At 65.5% G+C, this 18,179-nt stretch carries 15 protein-coding genes; 10 read left to right on the forward strand and 5 right to left on the reverse strand.

The window, feature by feature from the left end; translation table 11 throughout:
• Nucleotides 1–15: 15 nt before the first annotated feature.
• Complete coding sequence (gene fabB / locus AC5V87_RS00265; protein WP_456841633.1) at nucleotides 16–1,239, reverse strand: beta-ketoacyl-ACP synthase I; 1,224 nt, start codon at nucleotides 1,237–1,239, stop codon at nucleotides 16–18.
• A gap of 39 nt (nucleotides 1,240–1,278) precedes the next feature.
• The gene (gene fabA, locus AC5V87_RS00270) at nucleotides 1,279–1,800 is read right to left on the reverse strand and encodes a bifunctional 3-hydroxydecanoyl-ACP dehydratase/trans-2-decenoyl-ACP isomerase (RefSeq protein ID WP_456841634.1); all 522 of its coding nucleotides are present in this window, start codon (nucleotides 1,798–1,800) and stop codon (nucleotides 1,279–1,281) included.
• A gap of 356 nt (nucleotides 1,801–2,156) precedes the next feature.
• Here fabA and irrA point away from each other — a divergent pair, with 356 nt between their 5' ends.
• Nucleotides 2,157–2,648 carry an iron response transcriptional regulator IrrA gene (gene irrA, locus AC5V87_RS00275; protein WP_456841635.1) on the forward strand — a complete coding sequence of 164 codons (492 nt, stop codon included), beginning with the start codon at nucleotides 2,157–2,159 and terminating at the stop codon, nucleotides 2,646–2,648.
• A 162-nt stretch (nucleotides 2,649–2,810) separates the two neighbouring features.
• On the opposite strand, the gene AC5V87_RS00280 is transcribed toward irrA, so the two are convergent.
• Nucleotides 2,811–3,341: an SH3 domain-containing protein gene (locus tag AC5V87_RS00280; protein WP_456841636.1), complete on the reverse strand. Its 531-nt coding sequence runs from the start codon at nucleotides 3,339–3,341 to the stop codon at nucleotides 2,811–2,813.
• A 319-nt stretch (nucleotides 3,342–3,660) separates the two neighbouring features.
• Between AC5V87_RS00280 and AC5V87_RS00285 the strand changes: the two genes are divergently transcribed.
• A complete protein-coding gene (locus tag AC5V87_RS00285; RefSeq protein ID WP_456841637.1) occupies nucleotides 3,661–4,662 on the forward strand; it encodes a 2-hydroxyacid dehydrogenase in 1,002 nt (333 codons plus the stop codon).
• Between the two features lie 318 nt (nucleotides 4,663–4,980).
• Here AC5V87_RS00285 and AC5V87_RS00290 read toward each other — a convergent pair whose 3' ends face one another.
• Entirely contained in the window at nucleotides 4,981–5,784 is an 804-nt protein-coding gene (locus AC5V87_RS00290; RefSeq protein WP_456841638.1) for a HesA/MoeB/ThiF family protein, read from the reverse strand.
• A 267-nt stretch (nucleotides 5,785–6,051) separates the two neighbouring features.
• Between AC5V87_RS00290 and AC5V87_RS00295 the strand changes: the two genes are divergently transcribed.
• Both AC5V87_RS00295 and AC5V87_RS00300 read left to right on the forward strand, forming a co-directional pair.
• Nucleotides 6,052–7,413, forward strand: coding sequence for a serine protease (locus AC5V87_RS00295; RefSeq protein WP_495369658.1), 1,362 nt, complete (start codon nucleotides 6,052–6,054; stop codon nucleotides 7,411–7,413).
• 244 nt (nucleotides 7,414–7,657) lie between these two features.
• Nucleotides 7,658–8,401, forward strand: coding sequence for a nucleotide-binding protein (locus AC5V87_RS00300; protein WP_495369659.1), 744 nt, complete (start codon nucleotides 7,658–7,660; stop codon nucleotides 8,399–8,401).
• A 166-nt stretch (nucleotides 8,402–8,567) separates the two neighbouring features.
• On the opposite strand, the gene mutM is transcribed toward AC5V87_RS00300, so the two are convergent.
• Entirely contained in the window at nucleotides 8,568–9,467 is a 900-nt protein-coding gene (gene mutM / locus AC5V87_RS00305) for a bifunctional DNA-formamidopyrimidine glycosylase/DNA-(apurinic or apyrimidinic site) lyase (protein WP_456841641.1), read from the reverse strand.
• Between the two features lie 81 nt (nucleotides 9,468–9,548).
• Here mutM and ubiE point away from each other — a divergent pair, with 81 nt between their 5' ends.
• The 6 genes from ubiE (at nucleotide 9,549) to tsaE (ending at nucleotide 18,178) form a co-directional block, all read left to right on the forward strand.
• The gene (gene ubiE, locus AC5V87_RS00310; RefSeq protein WP_495369660.1) at nucleotides 9,549–10,310 is read left to right on the forward strand and encodes a bifunctional demethylmenaquinone methyltransferase/2-methoxy-6-polyprenyl-1,4-benzoquinol methylase UbiE; all 762 of its coding nucleotides are present in this window, start codon (nucleotides 9,549–9,551) and stop codon (nucleotides 10,308–10,310) included.
• The gene (gene ubiB / locus AC5V87_RS00315; protein ID WP_456841643.1) at nucleotides 10,307–11,881 is read left to right on the forward strand and encodes a 2-polyprenylphenol 6-hydroxylase; all 1,575 of its coding nucleotides are present in this window, start codon (nucleotides 10,307–10,309) and stop codon (nucleotides 11,879–11,881) included. Before ubiE ends, ubiB begins: the two co-directional genes overlap by 4 nt.
• Nucleotides 11,882–11,938: 57 nt before the next feature.
• A complete protein-coding gene (gene coaBC, locus AC5V87_RS00320; RefSeq protein WP_495369661.1) occupies nucleotides 11,939–13,390 on the forward strand; it encodes a bifunctional phosphopantothenoylcysteine decarboxylase/phosphopantothenate--cysteine ligase CoaBC in 1,452 nt (483 codons plus the stop codon).
• A complete protein-coding gene (gene dut, locus AC5V87_RS00325) occupies nucleotides 13,387–13,845 on the forward strand; it encodes a dUTP diphosphatase (protein WP_456841645.1) in 459 nt (152 codons plus the stop codon). The genes coaBC and dut overlap by 4 nt, the downstream gene beginning before the upstream one ends.
• 299 nt (nucleotides 13,846–14,144) lie before the next feature.
• Nucleotides 14,145–16,649, forward strand: coding sequence for a sensor histidine kinase (locus tag AC5V87_RS00330; protein WP_456841646.1), 2,505 nt, complete (start codon nucleotides 14,145–14,147; stop codon nucleotides 16,647–16,649).
• Complete coding sequence (gene tsaE / locus AC5V87_RS00335) at nucleotides 16,646–18,178, forward strand: tRNA (adenosine(37)-N6)-threonylcarbamoyltransferase complex ATPase subunit type 1 TsaE (protein ID WP_456841647.1); 1,533 nt, start codon at nucleotides 16,646–16,648, stop codon at nucleotides 18,176–18,178. The genes AC5V87_RS00330 and tsaE overlap by 4 nt, the downstream gene beginning before the upstream one ends.
• Nucleotide 18,179: the final 1 nt, after the last annotated feature.

Below are 18,179 nucleotides of genomic sequence, written 5' to 3' on the forward strand. Positions count from 1 at the left end.
AGCGTATGCAAGGCCTCACGCATCCAGCCGACTGAACACCAGCGTGGCGTTGGTGCCGCCGAAGCCGAAGGAGTTCGACAGCACGGTGCCGATCTTGGCGTTGTCGATCCGCTTGCGCACGATCGGCATGTCGGCAAACACCGGATCGAGCTCCTGGATGTGCGCGCTCTCGCAGATGAAGCCGTTGTTCATCATCAGCAGCGAATAGATCGCCTCCTGCACGCCGGTGGCGCCGAGCGAGTGGCCGGTCAGCGCCTTGGTCGCCGAGATCGGCGGACACTTCTCGCCGACGCCGAACACTTTGCGGATCGCCTCGATTTCCGGAGGATCGCCGGCGGGCGTCGAGGTCGCGTGCGGGTTGATGTAGTCGACCTTGGTCTTCACCGTCGACATCGCCATGCGCATGCAGCGCTCGGCGCCTTCACCCGACGGCGCAACCATGTCGTAGCCGTCCGAGGTCGCGCCGTAGCCGACGATCTCGCCGTAAATGCGCGCGCCGCGCGCCTTGGCATGCTCGAGCTCTTCCAGCACCAGCACGCCGGCGCCGCCGGCAATGACGAAACCGTCGCGATTGAGGTCGTAGGGACGCGAGGCGGTGGCGGGCGTGTCGTTGTATTTCGAGGACATCGCGCCCATGGCGTCGAACAGCACGGACAGCGACCAGTCGAGCTCCTCGCAGCCTCCGGCGAAGATGACGTCCTGCTTGCCGATCTGGATCGTCTCATAGGCGTTGCCGACGCAGTGGTTCGAGGTCGCACAGGCCGAGGAGATCGAGTAGTTCACACCCTTGATCTTGAACCAGGTCGCGAGCGTCGCGGAGGCCGTGGACGACATCGCCTTCGGCACCGCAAACGGACCGACGCGCTTCGGGCCCTTGGTGCGGGTGATGTCGGCGGATTCGACGATGGTGCGCGCCGAGGGGCCGCCGGAGCCCATGATGATGCCGGTGCGGATGTTGGAGACCTCGTCGGGCGACAGGCCGGAGTCCTGGATCGCCTGCTCCATGGCGATGTGATTCCACGCCGCGCCCTGTCCGAGAAAGCGCATCGCGCGGCGGTCGACCACCGTCGCGGGATCGATCGTCGGCGCACCCGCGACCTGCGAACGGAAGCCGAGTTCGGCATATTTCTCAGCCCGCGAAATGCCCGACTTCGCCTCGTGAAGGCTCGCAAGCACTTCCTGGGTGTTGTTTCCGATCGACGAGACGATGCCCATCCCGGTGACCACAACCCGCCTCATGACAGCCTCGCCTTAATCGTTGTCTTCTTGCTAATGCGCTCAGCCCAGGCTCGTGCCCTGCTTGAACAGGCCGACCTTCAGATCCTTGGCGCGATAAATAATCTGGTCATCGACCGAAAGCCACCCGTCGGCGATACCGAGCACCAGCTTTGAACGCATCACGCGTTTGATATCGACGTTGTACACAACCTTGCGGGCCTCGGGCAGCACCTGGCCACCGAACTTCAATTCGCTGAGGCCGAGGGCGCGGCCACGACCTTCGCCGCCGATCCAGCCCAGATAGAAGCCGACCATTTGCCACAGCGCATCGAGGCCGAGGCAGCCGGGCATCACCGGATCATTCTTGAAGTGGCAGCCGAAGAACCAGAGATCGGGCTTCACGTCGAGCTCGGCGCGGACCAGGCCCTTGCCGAACTCGCCGCCGGTGTCGGTAATTTCCGTGATGCGGTCGAACATCAGCATCGGCGGCAACGGCAGCTGGGCATTGCCTGGACCGAACATCTCGCCGCGGGCACATGCCAGCAGATCTTCATATTCGTAACCGTTGCGCTTGTTCAGCATGCACGAGCCTCTGTTCTAATCCCGATTGAGCGGCGTTTTTTGGCGAAAATGGGCCCCGTCTCGATCGGAGAGCAACGCCAAGTGCCACCGCCGGGCGCCGCTCCCGCAAAGGCCGCCCGGATGGACTGCCGGCCTGGCTTTCCCTGCCTGGCCGCACCAAAATCGGCTAGCGGAACCGCGCGCTCTCTAACACACGCCATTTCGGTGGCAAAGCGCTGTCATGAAGGTAAAATGACGGGGGTCCGCGCCCAGTTCCAAGGGTGATTAGAACCTCTCTAGTTGCGAGAAACTTGCATCTGCATCTATCTGTCCATATATTGCAGATAGATAGTGTCAATGCGTGCCGAAATCTGGAAATGAGCGAGAATACACCGCATCATCACGATGACGATGCCCACACGGCGACCCTGCTGTCCGGCCGCCAGCCGGCGCTGACCGGCTGCCCGTGGCACGACGTCAACGAAATGCTTCAGTCGGCCGGCCTCCGCCCGACGCGCCAGCGCATGGCGCTCGGTTGGCTGCTGTTCGGCAAGGGCGCGCGCCACCTTACGGCTGAAATGCTCTACGAGGAAGCGACCCTCGCCAAGGTCCCGGTGTCGCTGGCGACCGTCTACAACACGCTGAACCAGCTCACTGACGCCGGCCTGCTCCGCCAGGTCAGCGTCGACGGCACCAAGACCTATTTCGACACCAACGTCACCACCCACCACCATTATTACCTCGAGAACAGCCATGAGCTGGTCGATATCGAGGATCCGCATCTGGCGCTGTCCAAGATGCCGGAGGTGCCGGAAGGTTACGAGATCTCCCGCATCGACATGGTCGTGCGGCTGCGCAAGAAGCGCTGAGATCGGTCCGAAGCTGCCGATTTGATCGACATGGTCGGGCTTATTCCGCTCCCGGCCATTGTCGTTCTGACTCGTCATTCCGGGATGGCGCGCCAGCACCAGACCCGGAATCTCGAGATCCCGGGCTCGATGCTTTGCATCGCCTTGGGATGACGCTTCGCGTCAATTCACCTGCTCGTCCGAATAGACGCCCCAGAGGCGTTCCTGCTGGATCCAGCCGTCAAAACCGTTGCCGGTGACGCGGCACCAGTTTGCGGCACACTTTTTCACCTGGGTGATCACGCCGGCCTGGAGCCTTGCTGCAACCGCGCTTTCGGGATCGGCGCGATCGTAAATCGGCGCCAGATCGTCCTTGTGCTTCATGGTGACGACTGCGGTGCGGCGGCCCGACAGCAGCGAGTGATAGACCCAGCCCTCGGCGCCCTCGGAATCACGCACCCGGCGCCAGTTCTCGAACTCCGCCGTGATCTCGACCGGCAGGCCGGCGCGGGTGTAGACCCAGGCGACGTCATTGTCCTTGGTCGGACCGGCGCGGACGTTGACGTGGTCGGACTTGAGGCTGACATAGCGCGGCACGGGCAGCCCGCTGGCAGTCTGGGGCGTGTTGTCCTTGGCCGAATGCGAGGGGCCGACCGAGGCGCCCAACCAGGTACAAACGAGGGCCATCACCGAACAAAAACGCCCCAACGCCATCAACCCGTCTCCTGTCGAAGACCCGGTCGGGCCAGGTCCTCTCCCCAAATTCCATACCCCGCCTTTGCGCCCCACCCGCCCCACGCGGGTGTTCCCGAAGCTGACCCGTGGTTCTTGTCTTGGCCCGGCCTTCTGCTAGAGAGGACGGGCAGTTGAACAACCAGTTTGCCCCGATTTTCCGGCCGGAAATGTCGGGAGAGCTTCAAGGAAACGCCGGGGACGACACGGCAAGGGCAGTGTCGAACAACCGGGTTAATGAGGCCTGAACGGCCAGCCTTTGGTGACAGAGGCGGCAGCGAGCGCCTCATGAGGGCAGGACATGTCGGTGAAGAAAAAGCCCCTCGTCGTGGTGACGCGCAAGCTGCCGGACTCGATCGAGACGCGGATGCGCGAGCTGTTCGACGCGCGGATCAATCTCGAGGACACGCCGATGTCGGGCGAGCAGCTCGCGGAAGCCGCGCGCACCGCCGACGTGCTGGTTCCGACCGTCACCGACCACATCACCGCCGACATCGTCAACCAGCCGGACTGCAAGCTGCGCCTGATCGCTAATTTCGGCAACGGCGTCGACAATATCGACGTCGAGGCCGCGCATGCCCGCGGCATCACCGTCACCAACACACCGAAGGTCCTGACCGAAGACACCGCCGACATGACCATGGCGCTGATCCTGGCCGTGCCGCGCCGGATGATCGAAGGCGCCTCGATCCTGACCGAAGGAAAGCCGTGGGCGGGCTGGTCGCCGACCTGGATGCTCGGCCACCGCATCGGCGGCAAGCGTCTCGGCATCATCGGCATGGGTCGCATCGGCCAGGCGGTGGCGCGCCGCGCCCGCGCCTTCGGCCTTCAGATCCACTATCACAACCGCCGTCCCGTCGCCCCGAAGATCGCCGAGGAACTTGGCGCGACCTATTGGGAAAGCCTCGACCAGATGCTGGCGCGGATGGACATCATCTCGGTGAACTGTCCGCATACGCCCGCGACCTATCACCTGCTCTCGGCGCGGCGGCTAAAGCTGATCCGCAAGGACGCCTATATCGTCAACACCGCGCGCGGTGAGGTCACCGATGAGGACACGCTGATCAAGCTGATCGAAGGCGGCGAGATCGGCGGCGCCGGCCTCGACGTCTACGAGCACGAGCCGGCGGTGAACCCGAAGCTGGTGCGGCTCGCCAAGGCCGGCAAGGTAACGCTGCTGCCGCATATGGGCTCGGCCACGATCGAAGGCCGCGTCGAGATGGGCGAGAAGGTCATCATCAACATCCGTACCTTCCTCGACGCCCACAAGCCGCCGGATCGCGTGCTCCCGAGCATGCTGTGAGGGCCCGGCTAATTCGCGATTTCAAGACCAACCGCCACGTCCTCCCCTGTGCGGGCAAGCCGACGCAGTCGCGTCTCCTCCATCGCTGACGAAAGATCTCGGATGAGGTCCATAAGCTCTGGTGCGAGTTGACCCGTATTCACGACCTTGATGACGTAAGGAGGCTTAAGGGCATTCATTCCGCTGCCGAAAATTGAATCCAAGAAGGCGGCCACGCTATCCCCATGCCTTCCGGTGCCCCCATTGCTGCCTTGAGGGATCGAAAGTCTTGAGCTGTTTTCCAATCAGTTGCGTCGAGTTCTACTGTTTGCACACGCGCTACTCGCGATGGATGCTTAGATCGTCGAACACCGGCCCGTCGCCATTGAGCGGATTGGCCGGATCGCGCGTGTAACGCAGCGTCTCGAAGCGCATCGCGCGCGCATCGATCATCAGGAGGCGGCCGACAAGGCCGTCGCCGAAGCCGACGATCTCGCGGATCGCCTCCAGCGCCATCATCGAGCCGAGCACGCCCGCAAGCGCGCCCATGACGCCAGCCTCGGCGCAGGCCGGCACGGTGCCGGGCGGGGGCGCCTCAGGGAACAGGCAGCGATAGGTCGGATTGAACTCGCCCTGCTCGTTTGTCTCGTGCGCGCGGATGGTGGTGAGCGAACCGTCGAAAGTGCCGAGCGCCGCCGTGATCAGCGGCCGCTTCGCGAAGAAACAGGCGTCGGAAACGAGATAGCGCGTCGAGAAATTGTCGGAGCCGTCGAGCACGAGATCGTAGTCGCCGACCAGCGAGAGCGCATTGTCGGCATTGAGCCATGTGGCGTGACCGACGAAGCGGACATGCGGATTGAGCGCGGCGATCCGCTCCGCCGCACTCTCGACCTTGTGGCGGCCGATATCGGGCGTGGTGTGGATCACCTGACGCTGGAGGTTCGACAGCGAGACCACGTCGTCATCGACCACGCCGAGCGTGCCGACGCCGGCTGCGGCTAGATACATCAAGGCGGGCGCACCGAGCCCGCCCGCGCCGATCACCAGCACGGAGGCCTTTTTCAGCGCAGCCTGGCCGGGACCACCGACATCGCGCAGCACGATGTGGCGGGCGTAGCGTTCGAGTTCGTCCGGGCTCAGCATCGTCGTACGTCTCTCCTACCACGCCCTCGCTCTAACTCCTCGTGGTGAGGAGACGCGAAGCGCCGTCTCCGCACGATGCGTCGCATCGCCGGGCGAACCATGAAGGCCCGCTGCGGCAGCCCGGCCTTCATCCTTCGAGACGCCGCTCCGCGGCTCCTCAGGATGAGGTTTTGGCCCTTATTGCAGGCCTGAACCACCCCAACATTGTTCGCGACCAACGAGATGTGCTTCAATGGCTTGGCGTTCAATGGGCTGGCTGGATTTGTCATGAGATCGATGCTTGCGGCAACACTGATGTTGGCGTCTGCCACGGCTGCGAACGCCCAGATGACGACGCCACAGGTCCCCGGCACCAGGCCGAAAATCGTCCAGACCGTTCCGATCAAGCCGCCCGCCCCCCAGACGCCGTCGGAGACGGCGGATGGCATGACGCAAGGAGAGCGCCTGGCGCTCCAGTCCGATCTCGCCTGGGTCGGCCAGTATAACGGTGCCATCACCGGCGATATCAGCACGCGGATGGTCGAAGCCATCAAGGAATACCAGAAGCTCAAAGGCGGCAAGCCGACCGGCGTGCTCAACCCGCAGGAGCGCGCCGCGCTCGCCGAGACAGCGCGGCGGAAGCAGGAGAGCGTCGGCTGGAAGATCGTGACCGAGATGACCAGCGGCGCACGGCTCGGCATTCCCGCAAAACTGGTGCCGCAGCAGGTGACCGACGCCAACGGCTCGAAATGGACCTCGCCGACCGGCACGGTGCAGGTGTTGCTAAGCCGCCGCAAGGAGGCGAACCCGACCACGGCTAAGCTCGCGGATGCGGAGAAGAAGGAGCCGGCCGGCCGCAAGGTCGACTACACCGTGGTCAAGCCCGACTTCTTCGTGCTGTCGGGATTGCAGGGCCTGAAGAAGTTTTACGTCCGCGGCACCTTCAAGGGCGACGAGGTCCGCATCATGACGATCCTCTATGACCAAGCCACCGAGAACACGGTCGAGCCGGTCGTGATCGCGATGTCGAGCGCGTTCAATGCGTTCCCGTCGGGGCCGCAAGCCGGGCCGCCGCCGCGCAAGAGCGTCGAATACGGCACCGGCATCGTCGTCAGCGACGACGGCGCGATCGTCGCGGACCGCCTCGTCACCGATAGCTGTCTCGCGATCACCATTGCCGGCTATGGCAGGGCCGACCGGCTCGCCGACGACAAGGAGCACGATCTCGCGCTGCTGCACATCTACGGCGCGCGCGGCCTGAAGCCGCTCAGCCTCACAGGCGGTGGCATGAAGGCGAGTGTCGATGTCGTCGGCATCGCCGATCCCCAAAGCCAGGGCGGCGCCGCCAACATATCGAGCGTCAAGGGCGCACTGGCGCCGGTCACGAGCAGCGACTCGGCATTGTCGCCGCCGCCCGCGGTCGGATTTTCAGGCGGCCCGGCCATCGATGGCGACGGCAAGTTCGCCGGCATCGCGCTGCTGAAGCCCGCGATGGTTGCAGGACCTGCGACGACAGTGCCGGCATCGCAGGCGGTGATGGTCAGCGCAGGCACCGTGCGCGACTTCCTGAAAGCGAACGCGGTCACAGCGAACGGCACCTCGACCGACGCCAGAGCCGCCGTCGTGCGCGTGATCTGCGTGCGGAAGTAGGCAAGCGCGACACTCCCGGACCCGCGGCGCGTGCAAGTCATGCGCGCGAGTACGGGTCCAGTGTTGGTACGGATTGGCTGGCATTCCCGATTCTGCCATCATCGTTACCGTTGATTCGGACATCCGCGATCCTTTGGATCGGGCAGGGCACGTCCTGAGCGAGAAGAGCTCAGCATCGAGAAGCGATGCACGTTCGCGTGGCGTTACCCCAACGACCCAGACATTCCAAAGGATTGAACTTTCCATGCATACGATCGTACTGGCCACCCAAAAGGGCGGCAGTGGCAAAAGCACGCTCGCCATCGGACTCGCGCTGGCAGCCAAGCAGGCCGGCTTCACCGTCCGCCTGATCGAGACCGATCCGCAGGGCACGCTGTCGAACTGGGCCCGCCGCCGCAACAACGACGACGTCGTCGTCGAGCCGATCTATCACGCCGCCGATTTCGCGCCGCGCGTCAAGATGCTGGCGGACAGCGGCCTGCAGGTCGCGATCGTCGACACCGCGGCCGGCCTGTCCGCCGTGACCACCGCCGCGATCCGTCATTCCGACCTCTGCCTGGTCCCGTCCCGGCCGACCGTCGCCGACATCGAGGCGACCGTCTCGACGCTGAGCGTCGCGCGCGCCTGGAAGCGGCCCTACAGCTTCGTGCTGAACCAGACCCCGATCCGCGGTCAGCGCATCGACAACGCCGCGGGCGCGCTCGCCGAGGAAGCCGCGCTCGATCTCGCGGAGGTGCTCGCACGGCCGCTGATCGTCATGCGCAACGACCACCAGGACTCGCTCGCCAGCGGCCTCGCCGTCAGCGAGTTCGCGCCGAACGGCAAGTCGGCCGACGAGATCCGCGGCCTCTGGCGCTGGATCGAGAACCGGCTCGAGCTCGAGGCTACGACCAATGTCCTGATCGACCAGGTCATCTCGGCCGCCAACGGCATGTTGCACGTCGCCGCCGAGCTTGTGGCGGACGAGACCACGACACTGGCGTACTGAGCGGGGCGATCGCTCGGGCGCCAGGCGGCTCTTCCCTATCCGGTGACACAAGCGACGAAGCAATTCGGTCACCAGCCCGGCCGGATTGCTTCGCTGCGCTCGCAATGACGGCGTGGTGGGATCGTCGTCTTCGCCGAGACTCACGACCTCCCGGCTGCGATCCATCTCATTTCTGACATTTCGGACACCAGAAGGTCGACCGGCCATTCTGGGTGAAACGCTTCACCGTGCCGCCGCAGCCGGGCGTCTTGCATTTCTCGCCCTCGCGGTCGTAGACCTTGAAGGAATGCTGGAAGTAGCCGAGCTCGCCCGAGGTCTGGCGGTGATCGCGCAATGACGATCCACCGGCCTTGATGGCGTCGTTCAGCACGGTGTGGATCGCGCTGACCAGGCGCTTCGCGTGGTCGGTCGGCTCGCCGCCGCCAGCGCCCTTGCGACCCTTGGTCGCGAGCGTCGCGGCGATCCGGCGCGGCGACAAATGCGAGCGGTGCAGCGCTTCGCAGACATAGATGTTGCCGAGACCCGCGACCACGCGCTGGTCGAGCAGCGCGGCTTTGAGGCTCGTGGTCTTGCCTGCGCAGGACCGCGCCAGCATCGCGGCGTCGAATTCGTTGCCGAGCGGTTCGGGGCCGAGCCCGCGCAGCAGCGGCTCATCGTCGAGCGCGTTGCGCGCAATCACTTTCATGTAACCGAAGCGGCGCGGATCGTTGAAGACGATGTCGGCGCCGGAGGACATCCGAAACAGCACGTGGTCGTGTGCTGAATCCTTGCCCTTCGGATAGCGAAACTCGCCGGGTGCCGCGTCGTTGTCCGGCTTGACGACGCGAAACGAGCCCGACATGCCCAGATGCATCAGCAGCACGTCGCCGGAGGCAAGATCGGCCATGAGATATTTTGCGCGGCGGCCGAGGCCCGTGACGACTTGCCCCTTGAGCCGGGCCACGAAGTCCGGCTGGAACGGAAAGCGCAGGTCAGGCCGGCGGGCCTCCGCCCTGAGGATTTTCGCGCCCTCCATGACGGGCTGAAGGCCGCGGCGGACGGTCTCGACTTCGGGCAATTCAGGCATGGTCAGGCATTCACCTTATGAAGGCGGTGTGATAGCGCCATTGCGGCGGGCAGGCTATGGTCCGCCTCGTGGAGTAGAGTAATGGATCGGCCGGGCGAAACCACGCATTTTGGCTTCAGGGACGTGCCCCTGGGGGACAAGCAGACGCTGGTGAACGATGTGTTTCACAGCGTGGCGTCGCGCTATGATTTGATGAACGACCTGATGTCCGGTGGCCTGCACCGGGTCTGGAAGGACATCATGATCAACACGCTCGACCCGCCCAGGAGCGATCGGCCGTTCGCGTTGCTCGACGTTGCCGGCGGCACCGGTGACATCTCGTTCCGCGCCGCCAAGGCGGCCGGCGCGGGCTTCCATGCCACCGTCTGCGACATCAACACCGACATGCTGGCTGTGGGCCGCGAGCGTGCCGCCAAGCGCCATCTCGACACCCAGGTCGATTTCGTCGAAGGCAATGCCGAGGCGCTCGCCTTCGCCGACCGCAGCTTTGATGCATATACGATCGCTTTCGGCATCCGCAACGTGCCCCGGATCGACCTGGCGCTGCGCGAGGCCTATCGTGTGCTGAGGCCCGGCAGCCGTTTCCTGTGCCTCGAGTTCTCCACCGTCGAGGTGCCCGGGCTCGACCGGATCTACGATTTGTTCTCGTTCAAGGTGATTCCGCCGCTCGGCCGCATGGTGACGGGCGATGCCGAGTCCTATCAGTATCTCGTCGAATCGATCCGCAAATTTCCAAGGCCCAACGTCTTCGCCGACATGATCCGCGACGCCGGCTTCGCCCGCGTCAGCTGGCAGACATTGTCCGGCGGCATCGTCGCACTGCATTCGGGCTGGCGTTTGTGATCTCTGCCTTCACCCACATTGCGCGCCTGATCCGCGCCGCGTTCGTATTTGCGCGCGAGGGCGTGTTCGGCTCGGTCGATCCCAGCCTGGTGCCGCCGCCCGGCCAGCTCGCGCTGAAACTTGCGCGCATCGTCGAGCGGCGAGGCGTCAAGCAGGGCCCGCGAATCTCGCGCGCGTTGACGCGGATGGGTCCGGCCTATCTCAAGCTCGGCCAATTCCTGGCGACGCGCCCCGACGTGGTCGGCTTCAACATGGCGCGCGACCTGGAAAGCCTTCAGGACCGCTTGCCGCCGTTTCCGCAGGCAGAGGCGGAAGCTGCGATCGCGACGTCGCTGGAGCGGCCGCTCAAGGACGTGTTCGTCAGCTTCGGCCCGGCGGTCGCAGCTGCCTCGATCGCGCAGGTGCATCGCGGCGAGGTGCAGCGCGATGGCATTCGCAGGCCTGTCGCGGTCAAGGTGCTCAGGCCGAACGTTGCCGCGCGCTTCCGCCGCGATCTCTCCGACTTCTTCTTCGTCGCGCACAAGGCCGAGACCTATTCGGCCGAGGCGCGGCGCCTGCGTCTGGTCGAGGTCATCAACACCATGTCGCGCTCGGTCGCGATGGAGATGGACCTGCGGCTCGAGGCCGCCGCGCTGTCGGAGATGGCGGAGAACACGCAGGACGACCCCGACTTCCGCGTGCCGACCGTCGACTGGGACCGCACCACGCACAACGTGCTGACCATGGAGTGGATCGACGGCATCGCGCTGAACGATCACAAGCGCCTCGAAGAGGCGCAGGTCGATCTGCCCGATCTCGGCCGCAAGGTGATCCAGAGCTTCCTCCGCCATGCGCTGCGCGACGGCTTCTTCCACGCCGACATGCATCCGGGCAACTTGTTCCTGGACGAGGCCGGCCGCCTCGTCGCGGTCGATTTCGGCATCATGGGCCGGCTCGGCATGAAGGAGCGGCGCTTCCTCGCCGAGATCCTGCTCGGCTTCATCACCCGTGATTATCGCCGCGTGGCGGAAGTGCATTTCGAGGCGGGCTACGTGCCTGCGCATCATTCGGTCGAGAATTTCGCGCAGGCCATCCGCGCCATCGGCGAGCCCATTCACAACCGCACCGCCGAGGAGATCTCGATGGCGCGGCTGTTGACGCTGCTGCTCGAGGTCACCGGCCTGTTCGACATGACGACGCGGCCCGAGCTGATCCTGCTGCAGAAGACCATGGTGGTGGTCGAAGGCGTCGCCCGCGGCTTCGATCCCAAGCTCGATATCTGGAAGATCGCCGACCCCGTGGTGCGCGAGTGGATCGAGCGCAACCTCGGTCCGATCGGCCGCGTGCAGGGCGCGCTCGCCGGCGGCGGCGAGCTCGCCCGCGTGATGATGCGCCTGCCCGACATCGCCCAGCGCTCGGTCGCGGTGCTCGAGCAGCTCGAGACCATGACCCGGGAAGGCCTTCGCCTGTCGCCGGAGAGCATCGCCGCCATGGGCCGGAGCGAGGGCCGCAAGAATCGCTGGCGCACCGTGGCGCTCTGGATCATTGCCGCGACCTTCATCGGAATCCTGATCGCCGTCCGGAATCTCTGATTGCAGTGCAATCACGCAAATGATAGCATCGCTATCATTTCGTGCTGGAGGGCTGTCATGGCAAGCCTGACCATCCGCAAGCTCGACGACGCCGTCAAAACCTATTTGCGGCTGCGCTCGGCCAAGAACCACAGGTCGGTCGAGGAAGAGGTCCGGGTCATCCTGCGGGAGCTGATCGAGGGCCGCGAGGAGCCGCTGACGCCTTTTTCGGCGCCCCCGGCGCTATCCACCGCCCCCACGCCGCAGCGCACCGGCGCGGTTCCTGAGGTCAGCGTCACCCTGATCATCGGCGGCGGCATCGCGGCGTACAAGTCGCTCGACCTGATCCGCAGGCTGAAGGAACGCCGCGTCGAGGTCCGCTGCGTGCTGACCAAGGCCGCGCAGCAATTCGTCACGCCGCTCGCGGTCAGCGCGCTCTCGCATGAGCGCGTTTATACCGATCTGTTCGATCCTCAGAGCGAGTTCGATGCCGGCCACATCCGCCTCGCGCGCGACTGCGACTTGATCGTGGTGGCTCCGGCGACCGCAGACCTCCTGGCGAAGATGGCCAATGGCCATGCCGACGATCTCGCCAGCGCCATCCTGCTCGCGACCAACCGCAAGATCCTGCTGGCGCCGGCGATGAACCCGCTGATGTGGAACAACGCGGCGACGCGGCGCAACGTCGCGCAGCTCCAGCGTGACGGCGTGGTGCTGATCGGGCCCAATTCCGGCGAGATGGCCGAAGCGGGTGAAGCCGGTGTCGGCCGCATGTCCGAGGCGATCGAGATCGCCACCGCCGCCGAGCGGCTGCTGCGGCCGCCAGTGCCGAAGCCGCTCGCCGGCAAGCGCGTGCTGATCACCGCGGGTCCCACCCACGAGCCGATCGATCCGGTGCGCTACATCGCCAACCGTTCCTCGGGCAAGCAGGGTTTTGCCATTGCCGCCGCAGCACAAGCCGCCGGCGCCGAGGTGATCCTGGTGAGCGGCCCGGTCGATCTCGACGATCCCGCCGGCGTCACAGTGAAGCACGTCGAATCGGCACGGCAGATGCTGGAGCAGGTGCAGACCGCGCTGCCCGCCGACATCGCGATCTTCGCCGCTGCCGTCGCCGACTGGCGCGTCGCCAATGAGGGCGAGCAGAAGCTGAAGAAGACCGCAGGCAGCATGCCGCAGCTTCAGCTGGTCGAGAATCCCGACATCCTCGCCACGATCTCGAAGCTGACCGACAAGCGCCCGCCGCTGGTGATCGGTTTTGCTGCCGAGACCGAACACCTCATCGACAACGCGAAATCAAAGCTTCAGCGCAAGGGGTGTGACTGGATCGTCGCCAACGACGTCTCACCCGCGACCGGCGTGATGGGCGGCGACCGCAACACCGTCCACCTCATAAGCCGCAAGAATGGTGAGAAGGACGGCGAGATCGCTGTTGATTCCTGGCCCGTGATGACCAAGGAACAGGTTGCGATCGAGCTGGTCGCGCATGTCGCAAAAAGCGTGACCGGTAAATCCCTGGAGTCCGCATCTTGAGCACGAAAGTCGCGGTCGAATTGCAGCGCCTCGCCCATGCCGAGGGCCTGCCGCTGCCGGCCTACCAGACCGCCGAGGCCGCCGGCCTCGACCTGATGGCCGCAGTGCCGGAGAGCGAGCCGCTGACACTGGCGCCCGGCCAATATGCGCTGGTGCCGACGGGCCTTGCGATTGCGTTGCCGCCCGGCTTCGAGGCCCAGGTGCGACCGCGCTCGGGCCTTGCCGCCAAGCACGGCGTCACCGTGCTCAACGCGCCGGGCACGATCGACGCGGACTATCGCGGCGAGATCAAGGTGATCCTGATCAACCACGGCACCGGGCCGTTCGTGATCAAGCGCGGCGAGCGCATCGCACAGATGGTGGTCGCACCCGTGGTGCAGGCCGCGCTGGTTCCGGTGGCGAAATTGTCGGAAACGGATCGCGGCGCCGGCGGATTTGGTTCAACGGGACGCTAGCCGAGCTGCGAGTTGGATTCACCTCTCCCGCTTGAGAGGTCGCGGAGCGGAGCGACGCGGGTGGGGGCGTAGCTTCGATCCGGGCGCGCGCTTCGCACGACAAGCTAACACACGGCAATTCCAGCCAAATCACCCGCAGAGCTACGCGAGCCTGGAACCCAGCGCCCCGCATTTTTTTGGGGCCGCCTTTGCGTTCACGATCTGGACTCTTACCGCCGGAGTCGCGGTGGGGGTATTGTCGTTTGATTCGCGTGCGGCGGGGGTCGCCGCGCGCAAATCCGTGCGGTCTTGGGGCAACTATGTCAGGCGTGATCGTGTCGATGCGTCGGACGCTGCTGTCGTGCACATCGTTGGCGCGCAACAGCTTGTTGGGAGGCGCTCTCGCAGCGCTGCTGCCGGCTGCGCCGGCCAAGGCCGACGACCTCGTCGACACCCTCTCCACATTGCTGGATTTCAACCGGCAGGAACTCGCAGTGCTTGCCACCGCGCTGGCCCTGCTCGGCTTCTCCGTGATGGCCGCGATCCTGTTGATGCGCACGCGCGTGCGCACCGCGAAGAACGAGGCGCGGCTGCGCGCGCGGATCGGGGAACTCCAGCTCCAGGCCGACCGCTACGGCGCGCTGCTGTTTGCCGAGCCGCAGATCATGATCTCCTGGCCCGCCGGCGACAACCGCGCCCAGATCACGGGCGACATCTCGATGGTGCTGCCGCGCGATTCCTCGCCGCAGCGCGTGCTGGCGTTCGGAACCTGGCTGCCGCCGGAACCGGCGCTGCAGATGGACCACGCGGTCGATGCGCTGCGGGAGCGTGGCGACGGGTTCCAGCTGACGCTGACCACCGCACATGGCCACACGCTGGAGGCCATCGGCCGCGCCATCGGCGGCCAGGCCATTGTCAGGATTCGCGAGCTGTCCGGACTGCGCCGCGAACTGGCCGAAACCCATCTGCGCTACAAGGCGCTCTCCGACGAGACCGAGATGCTGCGCGGCTTTGCCGCTGCCGCACCGTGGCCGATATGGGCCAAGGCCGCGAACGGCGCGCTCACCTACGCCAATCCGGCTTATGTCCGTGCGACCGAGGCCGCCAGCATCGCCGATGCCCACGAGCGCAAGCTCGAGCTGCTCGACAGCGCCGACCGCACCGCGATGGAACGGGGGCTGAAGGACGCGGCCACTTTCACCTCGCGGCTGCCGATCGTCGTCAGTGGCGAGCGGCGCATGTACGACGTGCGCGCGGTCAATGTCGGCAGCAGCAGTGTCGGCGTCGCGATCGACGCCAGCGAAGCGGATGCGCTGAGCTCGGCGCTGGTGCGGATGGCCGAAGCACATCGCCGCACACTGGACCAGCTCTCCTCCGGCGTTGCCGTATTCGATGGCCAGCGGCGCCTTGCCTTCTACAACGATTCCTATCGGCGGCTGTGGGACCTCGACCGCACCTTCCTCGACGCCAATCCCGACGATTCCAGCGTGCTCGACCAGCTCCGCGCCGCGCGCAAGCTGCCGGAGCAGCCTGATTTCCGCGCCTGGAAGGCCAAGCTGCACGAGGCCTATCGCGCGGTCGAGGCCGCCCACGACACCTGGTATCTGCCCGACGGGCGCGCGCTCTCCGTCGTCACCACGCCGAATCCGGAAGGCGGCGTCACCTATCTGTTCGACGACGTCACCGAAAGCCTCGATCTCGCCCGCCGCTTCGACGGCCTGATCCGCGTCCAGCGTGAGACACTCGACAGCCTCGCCGAAGGCGTCGCGGTGTTCGGCAGCAACGGCAAGGCCCAGCTGTTCAACCCGGCCTTCGTCCGGATGTGGAAGCTCTCCAGCGACGCCATGCGTGACGAGCCCCACATCCAGACCGTCGAGGGCTGGTGCCATCAGCTGTTCGACGATCCCGTGGTCTGGCGCCAGATCCGCGAGGCCATCACCTCGATCGAGAACCGCGGCGATGTGCCGCTGAAGCTGGAGCGCAAGGACGGCAGCGTGCTCGACGGCATGATCCGCCCGCTGCACGACGGCGCCACCATGCTGACGTTCCAGGACATCACCGACACCGAGAATGTCGAGCGCGCGCTGCGCGAGCGCAACGAGGCGCTGGAAGCCGCCGACCAGATGAAAGTGGATTTCGTCCACCACGTCTCCTACGAGCTGCGCTCGCCGCTCACCACCATCATCGGCTTCGCGCATTTCCTCAGCGATCCCTCGACCGGGCCGCTGACGCCGAAACAGGCCGAATATCTCGACTACGTCACCAAATCGACCAACGCGCTGCTGGCGCTCACCAACAACATCCTCGATCTCGCTACCATCGATGCCGGCGCGATGAAGCTGGAACTTGGACCCGTCGACGTCAGCAAGGCCATCGAGCTCGCCGCCGAAGGTATCCAGGACCGGCTCGCCACCGACCGCATCCGCCTCAAGGTCGAGATCGCGCCCGATATCGGGACTTTCATCGGCGACGAGAAGCGCGTGGTGCAGGTGCTCTATAATCTCCTCGCCAATGCCGTCGGGTTTTCTCCACAGGATTCCACCGTCGGCATCAGCGCGCGGCGCACAGAGCGCAGTGTGGTCTTCACCGTGACAGATTCCGGGCCCGGAATACCCGCCGACATGAAGGACAAGGTCTTCAACTGGTTCGAAAGCCGCTCGCAAGGCTCGCGTCACCGCGGCGCCGGGCTCGGCCTGTCCCTGGTGCGCTCCTTCGTCGAGCTGCATGGCGGCAAGGTGCGGGTGGATTCGATCGTCGGCCGCGGCACGGTCGTGATCTGCGAGTTCCCGACCGACCAGGCGGCGCATCGCGACGCCGCCGAATGATCGCGCCAACCACATTCTCCGTCGCGCTTCACAACGAGACGGCCACCGCACAATTGATGGCCGATCTCGCGCTGCTGGTCGGCCCCGGCGATGTCATCACGCTCACCGGCGATCTCGGCGCCGGCAAGACCGCAGCCGCCCGCAGCTTGGTCCGCTACCTCGCCGGCGAGGACGAGCTGGAGGTGCCGAGCCCGACCTTCACGCTCGTGCAGGGCTACGAGCTGCCGCCCTTCCCGGTGATGCACGCCGACCTCTACCGCGTTGAGGACGAGAGCGAGCTCGAGGAGATCGGCCTGTCGCCGCTGCCCGATGCGACGCTGGTGCTGATCGAATGGCCCGAGCGTGCGCCGTCGGCGATGCCCGAAGACCGTATCGACATCGCGCTGACGCACCGGCCGGCGCTAGGCTCAAATGCGCGCGCGGCCGACATCACCGGTTACGGCAAGGCCGCCGCCACTGTTGCGCGGCTGCAGGCGCTGCGTGAGTTCCTGGATGCGTCGGGCTACATGGATGCAACGCGCAAGCACATGGCGGGTGACGCCTCCACCCGCTCCTATGCGCGGCTGCGGCGCGACCACGAGATCGTCATCCTCATGAACTTTCCGCAGCGGCCTGACGGCGCTGCGCTCTATAACGGGAAATCCTACAGCGCGGCGGTGCATCTCGCAGAGAACGTCAGGCCGTTCGTCGCCATCGACGAAGGCCTGCGCGCGCAAGGAATCTCGGCGCCGACGATCTACCATGCCGATCTCGATCATGGCTTCCTGATTACCGAGGATTTCGGCAGCGAAGCCGTCGTCGAAGGCGATCCACCGCGCCCGATTCCCGAGCGCTACGAGGCCGCGACCGACGCGCTCGCCATGCTGCACGGCAAGACGCTGCCGGAGACATTGCCGCTGGCGGATCAGACCTATGCTATTCCGGTCTTTGACATCGAGGCGCTGCTGATCGAGATCGGCTTGATGCCGGAATGGTATCTGCCCGACCGCAACGCGCCGCTGAGCGCCGAGGCACGCGACGAATTTTTCGCGATGTGGCGCGAGCTTTTGCAGAAGCCGCTGGCCGCGCCGAAGACCTGGATCATCCGCGACTATCACTCGCCCAACCTGATCTGGCTCGCGGACCGCGCCGGTATCGAGCGCGTCGGCGTGATCGATTTTCAGGACACCGTGCTCGGGCCGCAATCCTACGACGTCGTCTCGCTGCTCCAGGACGCCCGCATCGACGTGCCTGAAAACATCGAGCTGACGCTGCTGTCGCGCTACATCAAGGCGCGCCGCTCGGGCGATGCGGGCTTCGACGCGGCAGGCTTTGCCGAGCTCTACGCCATCATGTCGGCGCAGCGCAACACGCGCCTGCTCGGCACCTTCGCCCGGCTCAATCGTCGCGACGGTAAACCGCATTATTTGCGCCATCAGCCGCGGATCTGGACCTATCTCCAGCGCTCCCTGGCTCATCCAACGCTCAGCGCTTTGCGCGACTGGTATCTCGCCAACGTGCCGCCGCCGGTCGCCCCGACCGGAACCTGAT

This window comes from Bradyrhizobium sp. SOJA106 (assembly GCF_059448745.1).

Bases quoted from the DNA above. Each gene is read 5' to 3' on its own strand.
- fabB (WP_456841633.1), bottom strand. From the start codon at position 1,239: ATGAGGCGGGTTGTGGTCACCGGGATGGGCATCGTCTCGTCGATCGGA.
- fabA (WP_456841634.1), bottom strand. From the start codon at position 1,800: ATGCTGAACAAGCGCAACGGTTACGAATATGAAGATCTGCTGGCATGT.
- irrA (WP_456841635.1), top strand. From the start codon at position 2,157: ATGAGCGAGAATACACCGCATCATCACGATGACGATGCCCACACGGCG.
- AC5V87_RS00280 (WP_456841636.1), bottom strand. From the start codon at position 3,341: ATGGCGTTGGGGCGTTTTTGTTCGGTGATGGCCCTCGTTTGTACCTGG.
- AC5V87_RS00285 (WP_456841637.1), top strand. From the start codon at position 3,661: ATGTCGGTGAAGAAAAAGCCCCTCGTCGTGGTGACGCGCAAGCTGCCG.
- AC5V87_RS00290 (WP_456841638.1), bottom strand. From the start codon at position 5,784: ATGCTGAGCCCGGACGAACTCGAACGCTACGCCCGCCACATCGTGCTG.
- AC5V87_RS00295 (WP_495369658.1), top strand. From the start codon at position 6,052: ATGAGATCGATGCTTGCGGCAACACTGATGTTGGCGTCTGCCACGGCT.
- AC5V87_RS00300 (WP_495369659.1), top strand. From the start codon at position 7,658: ATGCATACGATCGTACTGGCCACCCAAAAGGGCGGCAGTGGCAAAAGC.
- mutM (WP_456841641.1), bottom strand. From the start codon at position 9,467: ATGCCTGAATTGCCCGAAGTCGAGACCGTCCGCCGCGGCCTTCAGCCC.
- ubiE (WP_495369660.1), top strand. From the start codon at position 9,549: ATGGATCGGCCGGGCGAAACCACGCATTTTGGCTTCAGGGACGTGCCC.
- coaBC (WP_495369661.1), top strand. From the start codon at position 11,939: ATGGCAAGCCTGACCATCCGCAAGCTCGACGACGCCGTCAAAACCTAT.
- AC5V87_RS00330 (WP_456841646.1), top strand. From the start codon at position 14,145: ATGTCAGGCGTGATCGTGTCGATGCGTCGGACGCTGCTGTCGTGCACA.
- tsaE (WP_456841647.1), top strand. From the start codon at position 16,646: ATGATCGCGCCAACCACATTCTCCGTCGCGCTTCACAACGAGACGGCC.